Source organism: Niabella beijingensis (assembly GCF_020034665.1).
GTDB lineage: Bacteria > Bacteroidota > Bacteroidia > Chitinophagales > Chitinophagaceae > Niabella > Niabella beijingensis.
Genome location: NZ_JAIQDI010000002.1, coordinates 1,962,218 through 1,982,656, shown reverse-complemented (window position 1 = coordinate 1,982,656; position 20,439 = coordinate 1,962,218). Strand labels below are relative to the sequence as shown.

Sequence of the window (20,439 nt, the reverse complement as noted above, 5' to 3'; positions counted from 1 at the left end):
GGCGATTAAACCAGCTAAAAGACATTGCAAATCAGACAAATACGACTTCCCCGAAAGTTGATAAACCTACCTCCGCTCAACCTCAACATTCCCCCAAAATGGGAAAACTAAGACGATAAGGTTGATTTATCGCAATAAAATTAAGAACCGCTAAAAGTATCGCTTCTAATAAAAAATATCACCCAAGTTGGGTTTAACTTGGGAAACAAATTCATAGTTAAAGATAAACTTTGTAATCGTAATCTTCCCTTAGTGAAAGCAAATCTTAACTATGAAGCATCCGTTACACAAAATTGTTTCGGAAATCCAAAAACAGGAAAGAAAGTTTTCTGCCGAAACATCCAGCGTTATTGACGAGGCGTATAAGATGACGCTTTATCTTCGGGAACTTCTTTGCACCGTCAAAGAAGATGTGATAAAAGAGGGCTTTTCCTGCAAAGAAGATGAAGTTCATTTTTTCAAACAGGTGAAGCCTAATATCCTGGGGAAACTCATTTACTACAACAAAGTATATAGGATTGAAACAGCTTGTCCCGCAAACAATGGGAAATTGTACCAAAGCTATTTCGCCCTGCAACTAAAAGAACTGAAACAGGAATATAGGGAGTATATATGCAATTCGGATTTTTACCGATACTACCGTTCCGGCAGGACTGACCGGGACGAACAGTATTTTATGTTGGGGAACATTAACTACAATGATGGGTTAAGCAGTTTTGTGTTTGAAATAGACCCAAAATTCTCCACCTATTTCGATTATAAGGTGGCAAAAATCATAGGCAACGAACTCATCTATAATTACCTTACGACAAAGATAACCCCTGAACAAAACCCGGATATTCTGTTACAAAACGATGGAACGAAAGATATTTTCTGGACACAATCAAAGAATGCCCTTATTGAACTGATTTATGCCCTCTATGCGGCTGGAGCCATTGCATACGGGAAAATAGGCATTCGGAAAATCAGCATGGTGTTTCAGATATTATTTCGTGTTTCGCTCAATGACGTTCATAACAGCTTCCACCGAATGAAGACCCGCTCCGGCTCCCGGACGTTATTTATAGACCAACTGAAATCCAACTTAGAAGAATACATGGATAAAGAAGATAGCTTTTAATATCCGTCTTTCCTTAAAAAAGAACAGCATCATTGGTGCTGTTCTTTTTTTGCCCATTTGTCTATATGTGTATATAGACATATCCCCTCTTTGGATGCCTTACCATTTACGAAAAAACGCAGCAAACGGCTTATAAAACGCACTTTATACCAAGTACAAAAAAATAAAAAAATCTGCCTTTTTGATAGACACGTATCGGAAGACAAACCGAGCCATGCAATTCAATTTTGTACCGTAATTAAAGCGTATCGGTATGAACATAGACAGAATGGAATTTATCTCATGGATGGAGCGCATTATGGAACGCTTTAATATCCTGAACGATAATATCAACGATATACAGAAACAGCGCAACAGCATAGACGGTGAAGAACTGCTGGACAATCAGGACTTATTACAAATGCTCAAAATAAGCCACCGTTCATTGCAACGATACCGTTCGTCCGGTAAGCTGCCCTATTACACCATTAGCGGCAAGCTATATTATAAACTATCCGATGTACACCAGTTTATCCGGGAAAGTTTCAATGCGCCCCTGCAACGCACAAAGGACAATACATGACAAACTGCGCCAATAGAAGACAGATACCGCCTTTGCGTATAGCCTCCGGCTACTTTCGGAAAATAACAACATTAAAAAATAAGTATCATGAGTGAACAGACAACGACAAACCCACAATATCCCGAACAGCTTTCGGATATTTTGTTGGTGCTGGATAAAGACAAAAAGAAAATCCAGGCAGTTACAGGGATAGACAAAAACGGAGAACTGCAAACCGTTGATGCCGATAAGAAAAACCAAAGCCAGTTTATGCGGGTGGATAAGAGCGGGGATATATTTTCCAACTTCTTCTCCAACTTTTGGCGGCAGCTTAAAAATCCTGCCCACTTCAATTTCTTTAAAGTCCCGGCATCAGAGGCGGTTGATACTGCCAAAGAAATGCAGAAACAGGTTGATGCGCCAACCAAAGAGGGCGAAGCAATCATGGCAAAGCATGAGGTAAAAGAGCCAAAGGAACAGCAAAATAAAAAAGATATGGAAACAGCACAGACAACGCCTAATGCAACTACAACACAGGCGAAGCCGGAAACAACGGAGTATCGTTTTAAGCCGGAGCAGATTGATTGGGAAACCATGAACAATTTGGGGTTAAGCAAGGAAAGGCTTGAAAAGGCTGGCGTAATGGACACCCTGTTAAGGGGGTACAAAACCAATATATTAATGCCAGTAAGCCTTAACCTCGGTACGGCAGTTACCCGTATGGATGCAAGGCTTTCGCTGCAACCCGGTGAAAACGGAAGCGCAGTAGTCGCCATTCACGGCATCCGAAAAGAACCAAACCTTAATACACCTTTCTTCGGTCATGAATTTACCAAAGAGGATAAGGAGAATTTGCTCAAAACCGGGAACATGGGGCGTGTGGTGGATTTGACCAACTCCAAGACTGGAGAAAAAATACCCTCCATCATCAGCATTGACCGATTGACCAATGAGGTTGTCGCCTTACGGCAGGACTGGATGAGAATACCCAATGAATTTAAAGGCGTAATACTCAATGCAGAGCAAAAACAAACTTTGCTGGAGGGCAAGCCGCTTCTTTTGGAGGGTATGATTTCTAAGAAAGGAGAACCTTTCAGTGCGCCTATTCAGTACAACGCTGATAAGCGTTTCATTGAATTTCTTTTTGACAGGAGCAATGCGCAGAACCAGACACAAAGCCAACAGGCAAGACAGCAGGGACAGCCACCGTATGAAGCATCACACATATATAGAGGTAAAGAGCTGACAGACCAGCAATATGAAAAGTACAATGCGGGTATAACAATTCATATTGATGGGCTAATTGACAAGAAAGGTAAAAGCTATCAGGGCTATATCACATTCAATAAGGAAACAGGTCAAACAGACTTTTCTTTCACCAACCCGAACAAGCTGAAAGAGAAAATACAACCTGCCGAAGCTAATAAAACGCAGGTCGCAGTTAATTCCGATGGAAAAACCAACGAGGCTACAAAGAACATCAATGAGCCTTTGAAGCCGAAGCAGCAGGCGCCGAATGACAAAAAGCAGCAGCAAAAGCAGGATGCGCCCAAAGCCCGGGCTAAATCCAAAGGCATCAAAAGGTAATCACTACAAAAAGGAGGAAATGTTATGAAAGCAGTGATTGCAGAAAAACCAAGTGTAGCCCGTGAAATAGCCGCCTTGTTGGGAGCCACCGATAAAAAGGATGGCTACCTGACAGGGAACGGCTATCAGGTAACATGGGCGTTGGGGCATCTGGTCGGGCTGGCTATGCCGGAAGACTACGGGCTATCAGGCTTCCAAAGAGAAGCCCTGCCCATATTGCCCAATCCTTTTTTACTGACGGTACGGAAGATAAAAAAGGATAAAAGTTTTGTTCCCGATAGCGGAGCGGTAAAACAGTTGAAGATTATAGAGCAGGTCATTGGTCGTTGCAATAGCATTATCGTAGCAACCGATGCCGGGCGTGAGGGTGAGCTTATCTTCAGGTACATTTATGAGTATTTGAAATGTGGCAAACCCTTTCAGCGCTTATGGATAAGCTCACTTACTGAAAAAGCCATTAAGCAGGGTTTTGATAACCTGAAACCCGGAAGCGATTTTGACGGGCTGTATCGTGCAGGGCAAGGGCGAAGCCGGGCTGACTGGTTGGTGGGCATCAATGCTTCGCAGGCATTGAGCATTGCGGCAGGGCGTGGCGTGTACTCGCTCGGACGTGTACAAACGCCCACGCTCGCCCTGGTTTGTAAACGCTATCTGGAAAACAAAAACTTTACCGTTCAGAACTATTGGCAAATACAGTTGGAACACCGTAAGGAGTTTGTTGATTTCAAAAGCCTTTCCAAAACAAAATGGGACGATAAACAACTTGCTGAAAATACGCTTAAATCCATTCAGCGAAGCGGAACGGCTACCGTTACGGCAGCAGAAACAAAAACGGTTTCGGAGCAACCGCCGTTGCTGTTTGACTTAACGGGGCTGCAAAAGGAAGCTAATAAAAGGTTGGGATTTTCAGCCGAAGAAACATTGAACATTGCACAAAGCCTGTACGAAAAGAAATTTATCACCTATCCCCGCACCGGAAGCAAGTACATACCCGAAGATATGTGGGCGGAAATTCCTGCACTCATCAGGGCATTGGAAGCAAGACCATCCTGTAAAGATGCGCTTGCCAAAATTAAATGGGGACGTTTCAATAAACGCATTGTGAACGATGTAAAGGTAACAGACCATCACGGTTTACTGATTACCGACAAAACCCCCTCCGCTTTACCAGCAAAAGAAGATGCCATATACGATATGATTGCCTTTCGCTTGCTGGAAGCCATATCGCAAGCCTGTTCCAAAGAAATAACCGACATCACATTGCAGGCTTTGCATTATGATTTTGCAGTAAAGGGATGCAAAATTATGGAACCCGGATGGCGTGCCATCAGGGGAAATTTTACAGAGGAAGACAGTGAGCCAGTACAGGAATTGCCGGAGTTAAAAGTCGGTGATGAACTGAAAATAAAAGAAGCATCCGTATTGGAAAAGAAAGCCAAACCGCCTGTGCTTTATACAGAGGCGGGCTTATTGGCGGCAATGGAAAATGCCGGGAGGGAAATAGAGAACGAAGACGAACGGAAAGCCCTGCAAGGTATCGGTATTGGTACACCAGCCACGAGAGCCGCCATTATTGAAACCCTTTTTAAAAGGGATTATATCAGGCGTGAAAAAAAATCCCTCATCCCAACCGAAAAAGGATTACAGGTTTACCAATCGGTAAAGGATAAAAAAATTGCTGATGTAGCCATGACCGCCGAATGGGAAATGGCTTTGCAGAAAATTGAAAATAACGAGGGGGATGCAACCGCTTTTCACAAAGACATGGAAAGTTATGCCGCTTCCATTACGCAGGAACTTTTGGATATGAGCATTGCCAAAGAAAAGCATCCCGAACTAACCTGCCCGAAATGTAAAAGCCAGCAACTAATTATCCGGGATAAGGTAGTTAAATGCCCGGACGAGGCTTGCAACTGGCTTCTTTTCCGCAATATCTGCGGCGTGCATTTAAGCATTGCAGAAGTTGAAAACCTTGTAAGGAAAAACAAAACATCCTTTATCAAAGGCATGAAAAGTAAAGCAGGTAAAAAGTTCAATGCCTCTATTGTAATGAATGACAAAGGAGAAACCGCTTTTCAGTTTTAAATAATACCCAAAAAATGAGCGATAATATTGTCATAAGCCGAAAGGAAATAGAAACCCTTATCTATACAGTAAGGGGTAAACAGGTTATGATTGATGAAGACCTGGCTAAACTTTATCAGGTGGAAACCAAGATACTGAACAAAGCTGTGAAAAGGAATATAGAGCGGTTTCCCGACACGTTCTATTTCCAGTTGACCGATGCCGAAAGCAAAACTTTGAGGTTCCAAATTGGAACCTCAAACGCCGGACGGGGCGGACGGCGTTATTTAGCCCACGTATTTACGGAGCAAGGGGTCGCCATGCTATCGGCTGTATTGCGCAGCGATATAGCCGTAAAGGTCAGTATTGAGATTATGAACGCATTTGTAGAAATGCGCAGGTTGTTGATGGGTAACGCTGTGCTGTTCTCCCGGATGGATAAAATAGAACTAAAGCAAATAGAAGCAGACGGCAAATTTGAAGAAATCTTTAAGGCACTGGAAAGCGGCAAGCTGCGCAGTGATAAGGGTATTTTCTACGATGGGCAGATATTCGATGCTTACACTTTTGTTGCTGATATTATCCGAAGCGCACAACGTTCCATTATACTGATTGACAACTATGTGGATGATACAGTCCTTACCCTGCTTGCGAAGCGTGGGCAGGCTGTATCTGCCACTATCTATACAAAGAGCATCAGTAACCAACTGCAACTGGACGTACAACGCCATAACAGCCAGTACCCGCCTGTTACTATCCACGTTTTTGCTCATGCCCACGACCGTTTTTTAATCATAGACGGTACGGAACTGTACCACATCGGGGCATCGTTAAAAGACTTAGGTAAAAAATGGTTTGCCTTTTCAAAGATGAATGCAGAAATCGGCAAGATGCTTAGTTTCCTGAATGGCATATAGCGTGAGGGATAGAAGCGGCATCCTTTTGTTAGGAACGAACAAAAGATATAGCGGATAGCCCGACAGCGTTTGCATTTTTTCAGCGGTTTTTTGTGCGTTGGTAAAATCAGGCGATGACACGCTCAAATAAGACAATAAGCCTATTTTTCGTCCTGCTCATCCATTTTCTTAATGAGACCATCCCGCAACGTATCAATAAATTTTGTTCGATTAATTTTTCTGTTTTTAATTTCCAAATATGTATGGTAAAAATCGCCTAAATCAACACTAAACGCATTCTCAAAATACTTGGCTATCATCCTTATGTCACTGTTCCCATTATCAAAAACACCCTGATAATGCAGCGCATAGATTAGTTCAATCATTGCAACTTTACTACCTGTCCAATTCAATATTTCTGTGGATGCCGAATTACTGTCTTGGGTTTTGCTGTACAGTTGACCTTCGATATAAACTTGTATCAAGTCGTTGGCAATTATCTTAGCAACCTTATAATCATGGGAAGTGGAAAAGGTTTGGTCTGATTGGAAGTAGTAGGTGTCCAGCCACAGTTTTATATCGTGCTTGCCACGTACAAAAAAATTTTCATCAAGAAAAGAATTATTGCTACGATAATACTTATAGAAATCAAGGTTATTATCAAAGAACCTTTTGAGTTTTTTCAGTTCTTTGTTAAGGTATTTTCTTATCGGCTTTGCTCCGTAAGGTTTCCGTGCCTCAATTTTGTAGATAGCATTGTGGTAAATCAGCTTTGCTATAATGGCTGGTTTCTGATATTTGAAAAAGTGTATTTCTTCCTGCACATTTTTAAACCCCGTCTTTAATACATATTCTTTCAATTCAGAGGTCTTATGTAAAATAAGTTCAACTGCTTTTTCAGAGGAAGCTAAAACATTGCCTTGCTCGTATGTCAATTCTTTTATTTCTTCTTCTAACTCCTCCATGATTTTTGTATAAAATCCCGTCATTGACTTTCACTTTAGATATTAAGACTTAATTATTCTATATATGCGGTTCAAATTTTCAGTTATCCCATTGTACCTTTTTCACAGTTATTAGCTCCGGAAAGATTATTAGCTATCATTAAACATTTACACCAAACAGATGCCCCACCAATGCAGACAAGCCCATTGCAATTGTTCCCCAGATAGCAATTCTTACAATAGCTTTACCGATGCCCGCACCGCCTGTTTTTGCCGATACTATTCCCAACAAAATGAGAAAGACAAGCGTAAAACAGTAGAGCCAGTATTCCATCCCCACAATGGGAGCCAGCAGCGTTACTGCTAAAGGCAATATTCCGCCTGCCGTGAAAGATGCCCCTGAAGCCAGTGCCGCCTGCATGGGGTTTGCCTTGCTGATTTCGTTAATCCCCAACTCATCCCTAACATGGGCAGCCAAAGCATCTTTTTCCATCAGTTCCTTAGCTACCTGCATGGCGGTTTCTTTTTTCAATCCACGCCTTTCATAGATTTCTGCCAATATGTTGCGTTCTGTTTCCGGCATATCACGGAGTTCTTTTGCTTCCCTTTCTATGTCGGCTTTTTCAATATCAGTCTGTGAACTTACAGACACGTATTCGCCTGCCGCCATTGACAGGGCTCCGGCAACAAGCGAGGCAATAGTAGCCAGCAATACCGGTTCTCTTGTTGTGCTTGCTGCCGCTATTCCAATAGCCAGACTGGACACGGATATAATACCGTCATTGGCTCCCAGCACCGCGGCTCTAAGCCAGTTGCTACGATTGATGTAATGGTTGTTCCAATAGTTGTCAATCGTAATTTCATTTACCTCTTCCTTTTTGTTTTTCATCGCTTTTGAATTTTTGTCAATTACTATTTTCGTTTAAACAATTTATAAACCTCAAACCACAGAACGGAAACCGATGCAATAAGAGTAGCTATGCTCAATTCTTTTAGCCTCAAACCTGTAACCTTGAAGAAGTCGGACAACGGCGGGTAATACAGTATCGCTAAAAGAAGTACTAAGGTTGAGCCATTGATGACCACAAACAGGGCATTACGATTTTTGAAACTCTCAAACAGGCTGTAATAGAATGAACGGTTGGTCAAGCTCAACAGAATGTTTGCGAAAATCAACGTAGTAAAAACCATTGCCCTTGTCTGCTGCTCACCACCACCGGTCTGCACCGTATATCGGTACGTGAACAATATGCCTGCCGTTATTACCAGTCCCTGAACAATACTTATTCCAAGCTCTTTCCAGTTCAGGAATGTGTCAGTCATTTTTCTTGGTTTTTGCAACATTGCATTTTTTTCCATTGGCTCATTTTCATACACAATGGAACAGGTTGGTCCCATGACCAACTCTAAAAAGATAACGTGTACCGGCGTGAATATCTGTGGAAATGTCCAGCCCAAAAACAAGGGTAAAGACACTGTAAGGATAATGGGAATATGAATGGAAATGATGTACTGAACGGCTTTTTTGATATTAGTGTAAATTCTTCTTCCCGCCACTATTCCCGTAATCAGCTTGTCCAAATCATCGTTGATGATAACTAAAGAAGCAGCGGCTTTCGCAATCTCCGTTCCTTTGCTACCCATTGCCACACCAATATTTGCGGCTTTCAATGCCGGTGCATCGTTCACACCATCACCCACCATAGCTACAACTTCACCGTTTTGTTTTAATGCATTTACCACAGTCAGTTTCACATCGGGGTACATTCTTGCAAACAGCACTTTTTCCTCTACTGCTTCCAATAGTCGCTCCCCGGAATATGCCATAATTTCCGTTCCTTCCACGGCATTGTCGGCATTGACAATACCTGCCTGTACCGCAATACTTTTTGCAGTGTCGGCATTATCGCCCGTAATTACCTTTACTTTAATCCCGGCATCGTATATATGCTGAAATACACAGCGAATGCCTTCTTTAGGTGGGTCATAAAATACTACCAAGCCCAAAAACTCAAACTGAAAATCCTGTTGTCTTTCAGGAAAGGTATTACCTTCAAAATGTGATTTTGCTACACCCAAAACACGAAATCCCTGTTCCCCAAACGCTGTTATCAACCCGCGAATTTTACTTTTTTCGTTTTCAGGAAGTGTGGACACCTGAAGAATGGCTTCCGGCGCACCTTTTGCCGCAACAATCCGGTGTTTCTTCGTATCTTGGAAAATATGCGTCATCATAGGCGGTTTGCCGTCCAAAGGATATTCATGGAACAAGGTAAAGTAGCCTCTATGGTCGTCCTTTTGTGTCTGTCCATATATTTGGTGCAGGGTCTTCTCCATCGGGTCAAAGGGTACTGGCTCGCTGCTCCACATGGCATAGTTTATCAACTCCGAAAGTGAGGTATCGTTAAAGTCCTGCTCATCAAAAATTTTGTCCGAACGGTAATCATACAGATGTTTCAGGTGCATCGTGTTTTCTGTAATCGTCCCGGTTTTGTCGGTACAAATAACAGTCGTACTACCGAGTGTTTCAACCACGCTGCTCCGTTTAACGATGATGCCCTCACGCATCAGCTTCCATGCGCCCAATGCCATAAATGTGGTAAACGCTACCGGGATTTCTTCAGGCAAGACAGACATTGCCAGAGTAAGCCCGTTAAGCAGACTTTCGAGCAGGTTTCGGGTATGGTAATAATTGACAACACAAACCAACAGGAAAATGACAATACCAATCACCGCCATTGTTTTGACAAACTTCCTGATTTGAAGCTGCAAAGGCGATGCAGCCTCTTTTATATCAGATAAAGACGTGCCTATTTTTCCAAGACGGGTTTCCCTGCCGATTTTTTCCACTTCAAAAACCGCCAGTCCCGACACTGCAACCGTTCCGCTGTACACTCTGTTATCATCGCTTTCGCCGCTTTTGAAAACCGACAGGCTTTCACCTGTCAGAGATGCCTCGTTCACCGAAAAATCATTGCTGTGGACTATCTTTCCGTCTGCATTAATCATTTTCCCTTCTTCCGTAATACACAGGTCGCCTACCGTAATTTCTTGGGTAGGGATTTGTACTACTTTGCCATTTCGGACAACAGTACTTAAAGGCTCGTTGAGCTTTTCCAACGCTTCCAATGCTTTTTTGCTCCGGTTGTCCTGATAGAATGAAACAGCCGAAACCGCAACGATGGCAACAAACATGAACAATGCCTCTCCATAATTGCCAATAATTAAGTAAATAACAGAAATGGCAAACAACAGGATAAGCATTGGTTCTTTCAGTATGTTCAAAAGCAGTTCCAGCCAATCGCTTTTGTGGGTGGCATCAATACGGTTGTAACCGTGCTTCTTTCTTGAAGCGGTAACTTCACTGTCGCTAAGACCTTTGAAATGGTAGGGAATATTATAGGACATAGTTAATTAAATATGGATTATAAATTATACTGATTATCTTCATTGCTATTGACGTAATCTTATCATTGAGCCTTTTGTCACATTCATCAATGTTATTTGAATTTTAAATTCAGTGAAATAATATTAGCGTTCATAATATTAGCGTTCATTTTTGTTGACCTGTAATAATGCCCGTAGCGCAGTTCAAGCGTGTTCAGTTGCTTGATGCCAAATACGCCGCCCGGCGGTGTGAAATGAATACCTGCACCTATGAATTGACTGGTAAACTTTGACAGGTCATAATTGCTGGTATAATAGTCTTCGCCTGCCTGATGGGTTTGGTAGCCTGCAAAATATTTGGCGGCACTTTGTTGGTAATACCTGTAAAAAGGGCTTACGGAGAAGAAAGGCGATATTTTTACGGGGACTTCCAGTTCGGCGGTATGGGCATGGACACCCCAATTGTCCGTATAATAACGATAATAGCCACGCAGGATAAAACGGTCGCCTATAAAATAGCTTCCCCTAAAACCGATTGGCAGCTTAAACCTGTTACTTGGCAGTTGTTCCTGATGCACGCTGCCGTCCGTAAAATAAACCCTGTGGAAAGGCAGGCTCAAATAGCCGTGCTGCTGTACCACGTCGGCAAGAAACATTACCTGCAACCGCTCATTGATAATCTGTGAATAGGAGAATGAACCAGCGAACGTGTTTCGTGATGTTGTCGGGTAATCGTCGTGTTCTCTGCCCGGCGATGCCCGTAGCTCTATGGGAGTTACCAAACTTACCTGGTCAAGATATACCTGCAACTTGGCGGTAAACTCGCCCATACGGTTTTTTGTTTTCTGTGCAAACAGAACATTGCCGCCAAGGGAAAGGTAGTCAAACTCTTTGGAGGCTGATACACCTGCTCCGATAGTTGAGCCTTTGGCTTCATTTTCCATTGTCCAGCTAAGCGAGGGGTAAACCCTTGTATCGGCATGGGAAGCGGAGCTGTTGGCTTTCAGGTCAATCATATCCGATGATGCCGAGGTATAGTGGTCAATACCTACGTCCAGCAGGTAGCTATGCTTGCGGTTTTTCCTGTCATAACGGATGAGCTTCACGTCAATCGAGTTGGAAATGTCCGTCAGTTTCTCGGAGCCGATGCCCCCGGTTACGGCGGCGTTATTCCCGTCCTGATGGTAGTAACTGGATACGAGGTTTACCTCCTCCACTTTTAGTTTACGGGCAGTGTAGCCAGTGTCGGGAAGACTGCTCTGTGCGTAGGAATGCAGCATTGCCATAAGTGCGGCTGCGGTGAGATATATTCTTTTCATTTTATTTCTTGTTTTGAATAATTAGTTACAGCCGCAGCCACCGCCGCTTTTTCCTGCATTTGCACCGGAAGCTCCTTCCCGGTAGGACTGGAAATTGAGTTCTGTTTTTTCGATTTTGCGGTTGCCCAACACCATTTCGGCATCGTTGAGCCTGTTTTTCTGGTATTCCTTTACCGTAGTGCAGGAAGAACACAGCGCAAGTGCCGACAGGCTTATGCCGCACAGGGACAGTTTGAGATTATGGAACTTTTTCATTTTAAATGTATGTTTTGGGATGAGTAAACTTTGTTGTTGTCGTCTATGATAATGCAGGCTAAGTTGTCTATCTGGTTGACCATATCCAGCCCGGCCCTGACACCCATAATCGTAACGGGGGTTGCCATTGCATCGGCTATTTCCGCATTGGGGCATATTATCGTTACGCTTTTGATACCTGTCACCGGAAGCCCGGTCTTGGGGTTGATGGTATGCGAATATTTTTTGTCCCCGATAATGACATATTTCTCGTAATTGCCTGATGTGGCAATTGCCATGTTACTGATGTTAAGGTAGGAAAATGGTCGCCCTGCGTGGTCGGGGTCGGCAATTCCAATCGTCCACGGTTTCCCGTCTGCCTGATTTCCCCAAGTGCAGATGTCACCGGAAGCGTTCACTACACCGTTTGCTACCCCTTGTTGCAGCAACAATCGTTTAGCCATTTCAGCGGCGTAGCCTTTGCCGATACCACCAAAGCCGATACGCATACCAACTTCCTTTAAAAACACGGTACATTCGTTGCCGTCCAGCAGCACGTTGCGGTAATTGATAAGCCGAACCATTTCTTTAGCTGTTTCTGCATCCGGCAGGCTGGTCATGTTCCGGTCAAAATTCCAGAGGCGTTTGTCCACCGAGCCGTAGGTAATATCAAAAGCACCGTCTGTAATGGCACTGATGCGCAGGCTACGCTCAATCAGCCCGAACGTTTCCCGGCTTACCTGTACGGGTTGTACACCCGCATTGGCATTGACACGGTTGGTTTCGCTGTCTTCACTGAAAGTTGTGAGCAGTTGTTCTATCCGCCTGATTTCGCCGATAGCAGCATCTATCCTTTCTTCTGCCCACAATTTATCTTCACCTACAACGGTAACTTCAAAAGCATTGCCCATCAGCTTTTCTCCTCTACGAAATTCCTGTAATCTATTCATTCCGGTATTTTTTGTCGTAAACGGTAACGATTTCCTTTATCCAGTCCTCAACGGCTTCATCAGGCATACCGCTCCATGTTTTGAGCGGCGTTCCGTTTTCATCCAGCAACAGGGTGTAAGGGAATGCCCCCTGCGGATTGTATTTGTCTGCCAGTGCCTCGTTTTGTTTTTTGATGTTGCCGTCCAACTGGTTTTTCCTGTTTCGGGGAAAATCGGCATTTACCAGTACCAATAGGCTGTCAGCGGTCTTTTTAAACTCCGGGTTTTCAAAAAAAGACTTGTGCATTCTAATACAGGGTACGCACCAGTCGGAACCCGAAAAGCTCAACAGGATGAGCTTGTGGGTTTGTTTCGCTTCGTTTTGCGCCTGCTGAAAAACGGTTTGCCCGTGTGCCATTGCCAGCGAAAAAAGCAGGACAGTGGAAAAAATTATCTTTTTCATTTTTTCTTGTTTAGTTAATTAATTTGTTATTGTGCTTTGGACAAGGCGGTAGCCCAGTCTATCAGTACCTTTTTGTTTTCTGTACTAAGCCGGGCATCGCCGTGGATTAAGGTATAGGAAGACAAAGGCATCTCGTCTTTTTCAACGGTCTTTGCTATCTCCTGTAATTTTTTGATTTTCTTTTCCGCAGGATAAGTGTCGAACTCATCAAAATTCAAATGCCTTTTTCCATCATTGATGTGGCTGTTAAGCCAAAGAGCTACCGGCTGAATGTTATTGTACCACGGATATTTGGTATTATTGGAATGGCAGTCGTAGCAACTGGTTCTTAACAACGTACCGACATTCTGCGGTACATTGTAATGGCGTTCAATCGCATTGGCTGACACTCCACCGGAAATGTTCTTTGCCGGGTGGTACAGTTGCATAAGCGCAAAAATGGCGACAAGCACAAACAGGACTTTCTTCATTGTTATTTTTTTTTGTTGTTTCATTGTTTAAAATGTTTTAATAATTGTTAGACCTATATTTTTGGACTGGTAAAAAGGAACTAAGGAAAATGCTCCTTTATCTTTTTTTGAAGCAAACCATTTTGAGGTAACGGGAAACAGCCAGTAGGCAATTTCAGTGGACAGGATGCCTATCCCAGCTCCGGCAACGACGTCGCCTACCCAATGCTTGTCGTTGAAAACCCTGTAAATGCCAGTCATTGCGGCAACGGGATACCCCGAAATACTTAACCAGAAATTACTATCCTTGTACTCCCGGAACATAAACTGTGCAGATGAAAATGCCGTAGCCGTATGGCCTGACGGGAAAGACAGGTTATTGGAACCATCGGGACGCTGCTCGTGTACCAAATGCTTTGTCGGCAATATAATAGCTGCGGAAATCAGTTGGGACGTGGCATAGATAATGGTTCTGTCCTTAAAATTATGCTTTCCTTTTACTCCGGCAAGGTTAAGTCCATAGACCGCTATGGCTGGCACATACTGCATATAATTGTCAATTTTAGCTCCGGGCGTAATATGTTCGCTGCTTTCATAGCGAGTGGACTTGTTGAGCGATTTCAGACCGTCCACTGTCAAACTCAACACACCATAGGAAACCAGCACGGAGGGAACTATCAGCTTTTTTGCCGAAAATTTATATGCATTGTCATTAAGGCTCAACGTATCCATATTTTCAGTTTGGGCTTTTAAATCCAATGAAAGTATGGCGGTTATAAAAAGCAATACAAGTTTCATCCTAATCATCTGCCGTATTTTTCAAAACCATTAAAAGATTATAGGCTCCTTTGGTAACAAATGTCTGCCCTGCATATTTTGCCCCATTAATGATTTCCGTAAAACCGTTTTCGGAATTTCCAATTTGCACTTCGGTCATTTCAAACTGCTTATTTCCTTTCTGCACGAAAGCATAGTTCTTGTTTTCAAAACGGACAATGGCATCATCAGGCAGCACAGCGGTATTAGCTCCCGAAATTTCCATATCGGCGTTCATAAACATTCCGGGCAGTAAACTTTTGTCGTACTCCTCAAAATGACAATGGACTTGTGCGGCATTGTCGCCGGAAAGGTTCTTGCTGATTAAAATAACCTCGCAGGGGTATTTCTTTTCGGGATGCGTATTGGTATAAGCCAATAAATGCTGTCCTACTGCCAGCTTGTTCAGGTCTTTGTCAAAAACCGTTAATGCCAGATGAATGTCGTTCGGATTGACCAACTCAAACAGCACATCGCTCGGATTGACATATTTGCCGATGTTGACGTTTACCGCCGATACAAAACCGGAGATGGGAGAATAGATGTTGATACTTTTTGAAATATTGCCTGCGGTTACATTGGCAGGGGGCAAGCCTACCAGCCTTAGCTTCTGTTCCAGCGATTTTATCAGCACGTATTGGGTCTGGTAGGTTGCCTTTGCCTGTTCATATACTTTGTCGCTGGCGGCTTTACTTTCGTTCAGGTCTTTTTGCCTTTTGTATTCACTTTCGTTGAACGAAAGCTGCGCCTTTGCAGTAAGGTAGTCCTGCTGCAACTGTATATACTGCGGGTCTTCCATTATGGCCAGTACTTCGCCCTTGCTTACGTGTAAGCCGGGCAGTAATTTCGTGGACTTTAAATAGCCGCCCAAAGGAACGCTGACAGACACCATGTTTTGTGGCGGCACGTCTATCTTTCCGTTTAGTTTCAGTACCGATGAAATAGTTTTGTTTTCGATGTTGCCTGTTTCTATACCTGCGTTTTTATATTGGGCATCGGTAAGGGCAACTACATTTTCCACTTTGTTGACAGGCTGCTGCTCCTGCTGTTCATTGTTTTTCTTGCCGCCGCAAGAGGCAAGCAGCACCAATGCACTTATAAGGACAATTAATTTTTTCATTGATTTACTGTTATTATTTATTGAGATAAAAATTAAGTTCGGCAATAGCGCTGTTCCTGCTTTTTACCGCTTCTATGTAATCACTTTTGATGCTGACCGACTGACCTATAAGCAACGCCCATTCCAGATAATTGATGTCGCCGTTCAGAAACTGCTTGTTGGCGGTAGTGGTAATGGTTTCGGAATTTTTCAATGCGGTGTTCTCAAAATAAGCGACCGCTTCCTGATATTTCTGGTACTGCTTCAACGCCGAGGCAAAGGCGGCTTCAAAACTTTTCAGGTTGAGTTCGTAATCTTTTGCAGCTACTTCCTCGTTAATTTTTGCTGCATTGATTTTTGCTTTCTGACCACCCGTAAAAATCGGGATGCCCAAACCCACCTGCACCGCCTGAAAACGGGGTGTGCTGTTGTACACCTTATCGTCCGCACCCATTCCTTTCATCCCGGTAATGTTGTAGCCCAAAGTCAGGTCAGGCGACAATTTGGAGCGTTCCATTTTTGTGGCAGCTTGCGCAATTTGCTGTTGCTGTTTCAAAAACTGCATAGCGGGATGTGCAGCCAGTGTCGCAGTATCTATACCTGCAATATTGTTTTCCAATATTGCATTTTCGGACGGGACAAAAACCGTTTCGGTATTCAACAGTAATTGGAACTGCAACTGCAAGATTTCTATATCTTTTTCCAATTGCGAAAGCTGCAACCTGATTTGTCCACGCTGGTTTTCGGCAGTGGTCTTTTCGAGTACGTTGCTCTCGCCCTTGTTGAAACGAAGTGTGGCTTTGTCGAGAAATTCTGCAAAAAGAGTATCGTTCTTTTGCAGCAACGCTTTTTTCTGTTGCAGGTACACGAGCGTGTAAAACACCTGTGCTACCTGCTTTTTAAGCTGCGCTTCCTGTACGCCCACGTTCAGCACGCTGCTTTTCCATTCCTCGTTCAGCAGTTCCTTTTGCCGTTTATAAACGGTCGGGAAATTGATGGTCTGCGAAATGCCCAGCCTTGTGTCTTTGTAAAAACTGTTGATTTGTCCATACTCACCGAAAACCTGCGTTGCCGGGATGCTTGTTCCCGACTGAATAAGTTTCTGACGGTATTCGGTTTTCAGCCGTTCGTTTTTTACAGAACGGTTATTCGTCAAAGCGGTGTCAATTGCCTGCTGTAATGTTATCGGGATTTGGGCATTTGCATTTGTTGCCATTAACAACAACAGAACGGAAACAACCCCTGTTGCTTTTTTAGAAATGGAAACACCTTTATTGAACATCATATACAAGATAGGCAGTACAAAAAGCGTCAGGAATGTGGCAATCAGTAAGCCTCCAATCACCACCGTTGCCAATGGTCTTTGCACTTCTGCACCTTCTCCGTGGCTTAGTGCCATCGGTAAAAATCCCAAAGAAGCCACAAAAGCCGTCATCAGCACAGGGCGCAAACGGGTTTTGGTTCCCATAATGACAATGCGTTTCAAATCGGTATACCCCTCTTTCTTCAGGCGGTTAAATTCGCCCAACAGTACGATGCCGTTCAGCACGGCTACACCGAACAGGGCGATAAAACCGATACCCGCACTCACGCTGAACGAAATACCTCTTATCGCCAAGGCAAAAATGCCACCAATGGCGGAAAGTGGTATGGAGGTGTAGATGAGCAAGCCTTGCTTAACAGAACGAAATGCAAAGAACAAGAGTAGGAAAATCAGTACCAGCGAAACCGGAACCGCCACATACAAACGCTGTTTGGCAGCTTCCAGATTTTCAAAAGCACCACCGTAAGTGATGTAATAACCCGGTGGCAGTTTTATCTGCTGCTGCACTTTCTGCTGCAATTCATGAACAGTGCTTTGGATGTCCCTGCCACGGACGTTGAAGCCCGCAATAATCCGCCGTTGCGAATTTTCACGCTGTATCTGGTTCAACCCTTCTTCTATGTCCACGCTTGCCACGGTACTTAAAGGAATTTGCGTACCCTGCGGCGTTGCTACCAAAAGGTGCTGTACATCTTCCAGCTTCTTCCTTTTGTCTCCCGTAAGCCGCACCACGAGGTCAAACCGCTTTTCGCCCTCATACACCATACCGCTGCTTTCGCCCGCAAATGCGGCATTGACCACACGGTTGATGTCGCTGATGTTCATACCATATTGGGCAATGGCGGCGCGGTTGTATTTGACCACAATCTGTGGCATACCGGTTACAGCTTCCACATACAAGGCTTCGCTACCTTTTACCGTGTTACAGATTTTTCCCAACTTGTTGGCATAGCTTGCCAATGTATCTAAATTTTCACCGAAAATTTTACAAACAACATCCTGTCTTGCCCCCGAAATCAGTTCGTTGAAACGCATCGCCACAGGATATTGGAAGCCAAATGAAACACCCGGAACCGCTTCCAGTTCCTTTGAAATCTTTGCTTCCAGTTCGGGATAGGTTTGTGCGGAAGTCCATTCACTGCGAGGTTTCAGGATAATCATCATATCCGAGGCATCTACCGCCATCGGGTCAGTAGGTACTTCGCTGCTCCCGGTTTTACCTACTACTTTTTCCACTTCGGGAAATTTTTCGAGGATGATTTTGGAGGCTTTGGAAACTGCGTCAATGGACGTGTTTAGGTTGCTGCCCGGCAAAACTCTTGTATCTACCGCAAAATCGCCTTCGGGCAACGATGGGATAAACTCGCCGCCCAATGTAGTTAGCACAAAAGCTGCTGCCACAAACAAGCCCAACACGGTTGCAAGAACAGCTTTTTGATAACGCAAAAGTTTGGTCAGGTATTTTTGGAAAAAACGCTCCAAACGACCCATCATTCTGTCCGAAAACGTTTGTTTGTGCGTAATTTTCTTACTCAAAAACAAGGTACTCATCATCGGTATATAAGTGAGCGAAAGGATGAATGCACCGAGCAAGGCAAAGGCTACGGTCTGCGCCATTGGCTTGAACATTTTGCCCTCAATGCCCTCCAGCGTAAAAATGGGCAGGTAAACGATTAGAATAATGATTTGTCCGAAGACCGCACTGTTCATCATTCCCGAAGCGGAAGTTTGTACTTCCTTGTCCATTTCTGGCTGGGAAAGATTGTTTACATTCCTGAACCGCTTGCTGTGCGACAGTTTGTGCATGACCGCTTCCACGATAATTACCGCACCGTCCACAATCAAACCAAAGTCCAAAGCACCCAAACTCATCAGGTTGCCACTCACGCCAAAGGTGTTCATCAAGATAATGGCAAACAGCATAGACAGTGGGATAACCGAGGCTACGAGCAGTCCCGCACGGAGATTGCCGAGGAATAACACCAGTACAAAAATCACAATCAGCGCACCTTCCATCAGGTTTCTGGTAACGGTACTGATAGCATTGTTCACCATTTTGGTACGGTCAAGGAACGGGTCTATCGTAACTCCTTCGGGCAGCGTTTTTTCTATCTGCGCAATCCGCTGTTTGATGTTTTTAATGACTTCATTACTGTTTGCGCCTTTCAGCATCATCACTACCGCCCCCGAAACCTGCTGCTGACCGTTGTAGGTCATTGCTCCGTAGCGCGGTGCGTTCCCAAAGTGGACTTCCGCAATGTCACGGATTAAAAGCGGAGTGCCATCGGGCAGGTTTTTGACAACGATGTTCTGAATGTCATCCATATTGCCTACCAAACCCTCGCTGCGGATAAACAAAATGGTGGGGCCTTTTTCTATGTATGCACCACCTGTATTTTGGTTGTTCTTTTCGAGTGCGCTGAATACATCGCCAATGGTAATGTTGTAAGCCATCAGCTTTTCCGGCGTTACGGCTATCTCATATTGTTTGAGCAAGCCGCCAAAGCTGCTCACTTCGGCTACGCCTTTCACACCCAATAGTTGCCTGCGGACTATCCAGTCCTGAATGGTGCGCAGCTCCATAGCGTTGTATTTGTTTTCATAGCCTTTTTTGGGACGGACGGTATATTGGTAGATTTCGCCTAATCCTGTTGTTACAGGAGCAAGTACAGGTGTCCCAAATTCTTTCGGTATCTGTTCCTGCGCTTGTTGCAATCTTTCCGCAACCTGTTGCCTTGCCCAGTAAATATCCGTGTTGTCATCAAATACTATCGTAACCACCGACAGTCCAAAACGGGAAAAGCTGCGGAGTTCAAGCAGACCGGGGATATTATTGTTAACCTGTTCAATAGGGAACGTAATCAAACGTTCCACATCGGGGGCACCGAGTGCCGGAGCGGTGGTAATGACCTGCACCTGATTATTGGTAATGTCAGGCACAGCATCAATGGGCAGACGTTGTACTTCATAAACGCCGTAACCGATAAGGGCAAGCATAAACAGCCCTATAATGAGTTTGTTCTTGATAGAGAACTCAATGATTTTATTCAGCATAATAATCTTTTACTTGTTAAATGGGAAAAAGGAAAGAGAATGCAATACCCTGCCGAATGCACGGGGCAGCCACAACCACGACGGTCGTACATACGCCTGTCTTTATCGTTCGGGACACTCCATTGTGATTGTCCATAAGAGGACATTTTTTGCAAACGGAGCAGCTCGGCAAACGGGAAAAACATTACGTTGGCGATACAACGGTCATACAGC

16 protein-coding genes are annotated in these 20,439 nt (G+C 44.0%); 5 read left to right on the top strand and 11 right to left on the bottom strand.

Features of this window, described 5'->3' with window-relative positions; translation table 11 throughout:
• The first annotated feature begins 271 nt into the window (after window positions 1-271).
• The 5 genes from K7B07_RS24385 (at window position 272) to K7B07_RS24365 (ending at window position 6,229) form a co-directional block, all read left to right on the top strand.
• Entirely contained in the window at window positions 272-1,120 is an 849-nt protein-coding gene (locus tag K7B07_RS24385) for an RteC domain-containing protein (protein WP_223713159.1), read from the top strand.
• A gap of 253 nt (window positions 1,121-1,373) precedes the next feature.
• Window positions 1,374-1,682, top strand: coding sequence for a helix-turn-helix domain-containing protein (locus tag K7B07_RS24380; RefSeq protein ID WP_223713158.1), 309 nt, complete (start codon window positions 1,374-1,376; stop codon window positions 1,680-1,682).
• Window positions 1,683-1,769: 87 nt separating this feature from the next.
• Window positions 1,770-3,248: a DUF3945 domain-containing protein gene (locus tag K7B07_RS24375; protein WP_223713157.1), complete on the top strand. Its 1,479-nt coding sequence runs from the start codon at window positions 1,770-1,772 to the stop codon at window positions 3,246-3,248.
• A gap of 24 nt (window positions 3,249-3,272) precedes the next feature.
• Window positions 3,273-5,333 carry a type IA DNA topoisomerase gene (locus K7B07_RS24370; RefSeq protein WP_223713156.1) on the top strand — a complete coding sequence of 687 codons (2,061 nt, stop codon included), beginning with the start codon at window positions 3,273-3,275 and terminating at the stop codon, window positions 5,331-5,333.
• 14 nt (window positions 5,334-5,347) lie between these two features.
• Window positions 5,348-6,229 carry an ORF6N domain-containing protein gene (locus tag K7B07_RS24365; protein ID WP_223713155.1) on the top strand — a complete coding sequence of 294 codons (882 nt, stop codon included), beginning with the start codon at window positions 5,348-5,350 and terminating at the stop codon, window positions 6,227-6,229.
• 140 nt (window positions 6,230-6,369) lie between these two features.
• On the opposite strand, the gene K7B07_RS24360 is transcribed toward K7B07_RS24365, so the two are convergent.
• The 11 genes from K7B07_RS24360 to K7B07_RS24310 form a co-directional block, all read right to left on the bottom strand.
• On the bottom strand, window positions 6,370-7,173 hold the full coding sequence (locus tag K7B07_RS24360; RefSeq protein WP_223713154.1) for an RteC domain-containing protein: 804 nt from the start codon (window positions 7,171-7,173) through the stop codon (window positions 6,370-6,372).
• 139 nt (window positions 7,174-7,312) lie between these two features.
• Entirely contained in the window at window positions 7,313-8,041 is a 729-nt protein-coding gene (locus K7B07_RS24355; protein ID WP_026773232.1) for a VIT1/CCC1 transporter family protein, read from the bottom strand.
• 23 nt (window positions 8,042-8,064) lie between these two features.
• Window positions 8,065-10,560 (bottom strand): cation-translocating P-type ATPase, encoded by a 2,496-nt coding sequence (locus K7B07_RS24350; RefSeq protein WP_223713153.1) that lies wholly within the window; start codon window positions 10,558-10,560, stop codon window positions 8,065-8,067.
• 92 nt (window positions 10,561-10,652) lie between these two features.
• Window positions 10,653-11,858, bottom strand: a complete 1,206-nt coding sequence (locus tag K7B07_RS24345; protein WP_223713152.1) for a DUF3570 domain-containing protein — start codon at window positions 11,856-11,858, stop codon at window positions 10,653-10,655.
• A gap of 21 nt (window positions 11,859-11,879) precedes the next feature.
• Window positions 11,880-12,113: a DUF4266 domain-containing protein gene (locus K7B07_RS24340; RefSeq protein WP_026773229.1), complete on the bottom strand. Its 234-nt coding sequence runs from the start codon at window positions 12,111-12,113 to the stop codon at window positions 11,880-11,882.
• Window positions 12,110-13,042: an FAD:protein FMN transferase gene (locus K7B07_RS24335; RefSeq protein ID WP_223713151.1), complete on the bottom strand. Its 933-nt coding sequence runs from the start codon at window positions 13,040-13,042 to the stop codon at window positions 12,110-12,112. Before K7B07_RS24335 ends, K7B07_RS24340 begins: the two co-directional genes overlap by 4 nt.
• Window positions 13,035-13,484, bottom strand: coding sequence for a thioredoxin family protein (locus K7B07_RS24330; RefSeq protein WP_223713150.1), 450 nt, complete (start codon window positions 13,482-13,484; stop codon window positions 13,035-13,037). The genes K7B07_RS24335 and K7B07_RS24330 overlap by 8 nt, the downstream gene beginning before the upstream one ends.
• Window positions 13,485-13,510: 26 nt before the next feature.
• Entirely contained in the window at window positions 13,511-13,954 is a 444-nt protein-coding gene (locus tag K7B07_RS24325; protein WP_223713149.1) for a heme-binding domain-containing protein, read from the bottom strand.
• 27 nt (window positions 13,955-13,981) lie between these two features.
• Window positions 13,982-14,731 carry a phosphatase PAP2 family protein gene (locus tag K7B07_RS24320; protein ID WP_223713148.1) on the bottom strand — a complete coding sequence of 250 codons (750 nt, stop codon included), beginning with the start codon at window positions 14,729-14,731 and terminating at the stop codon, window positions 13,982-13,984.
• A gap of 1 nt (window position 14,732) precedes the next feature.
• Entirely contained in the window at window positions 14,733-15,869 is a 1,137-nt protein-coding gene (locus K7B07_RS24315; protein ID WP_223713147.1) for an efflux RND transporter periplasmic adaptor subunit, read from the bottom strand.
• A gap of 13 nt (window positions 15,870-15,882) precedes the next feature.
• A complete protein-coding gene (locus tag K7B07_RS24310; RefSeq protein WP_223713146.1) occupies window positions 15,883-20,226 on the bottom strand; it encodes a CusA/CzcA family heavy metal efflux RND transporter in 4,344 nt (1,447 codons plus the stop codon).
• Between the last annotated feature and the right edge of the window lie 213 nt (window positions 20,227-20,439).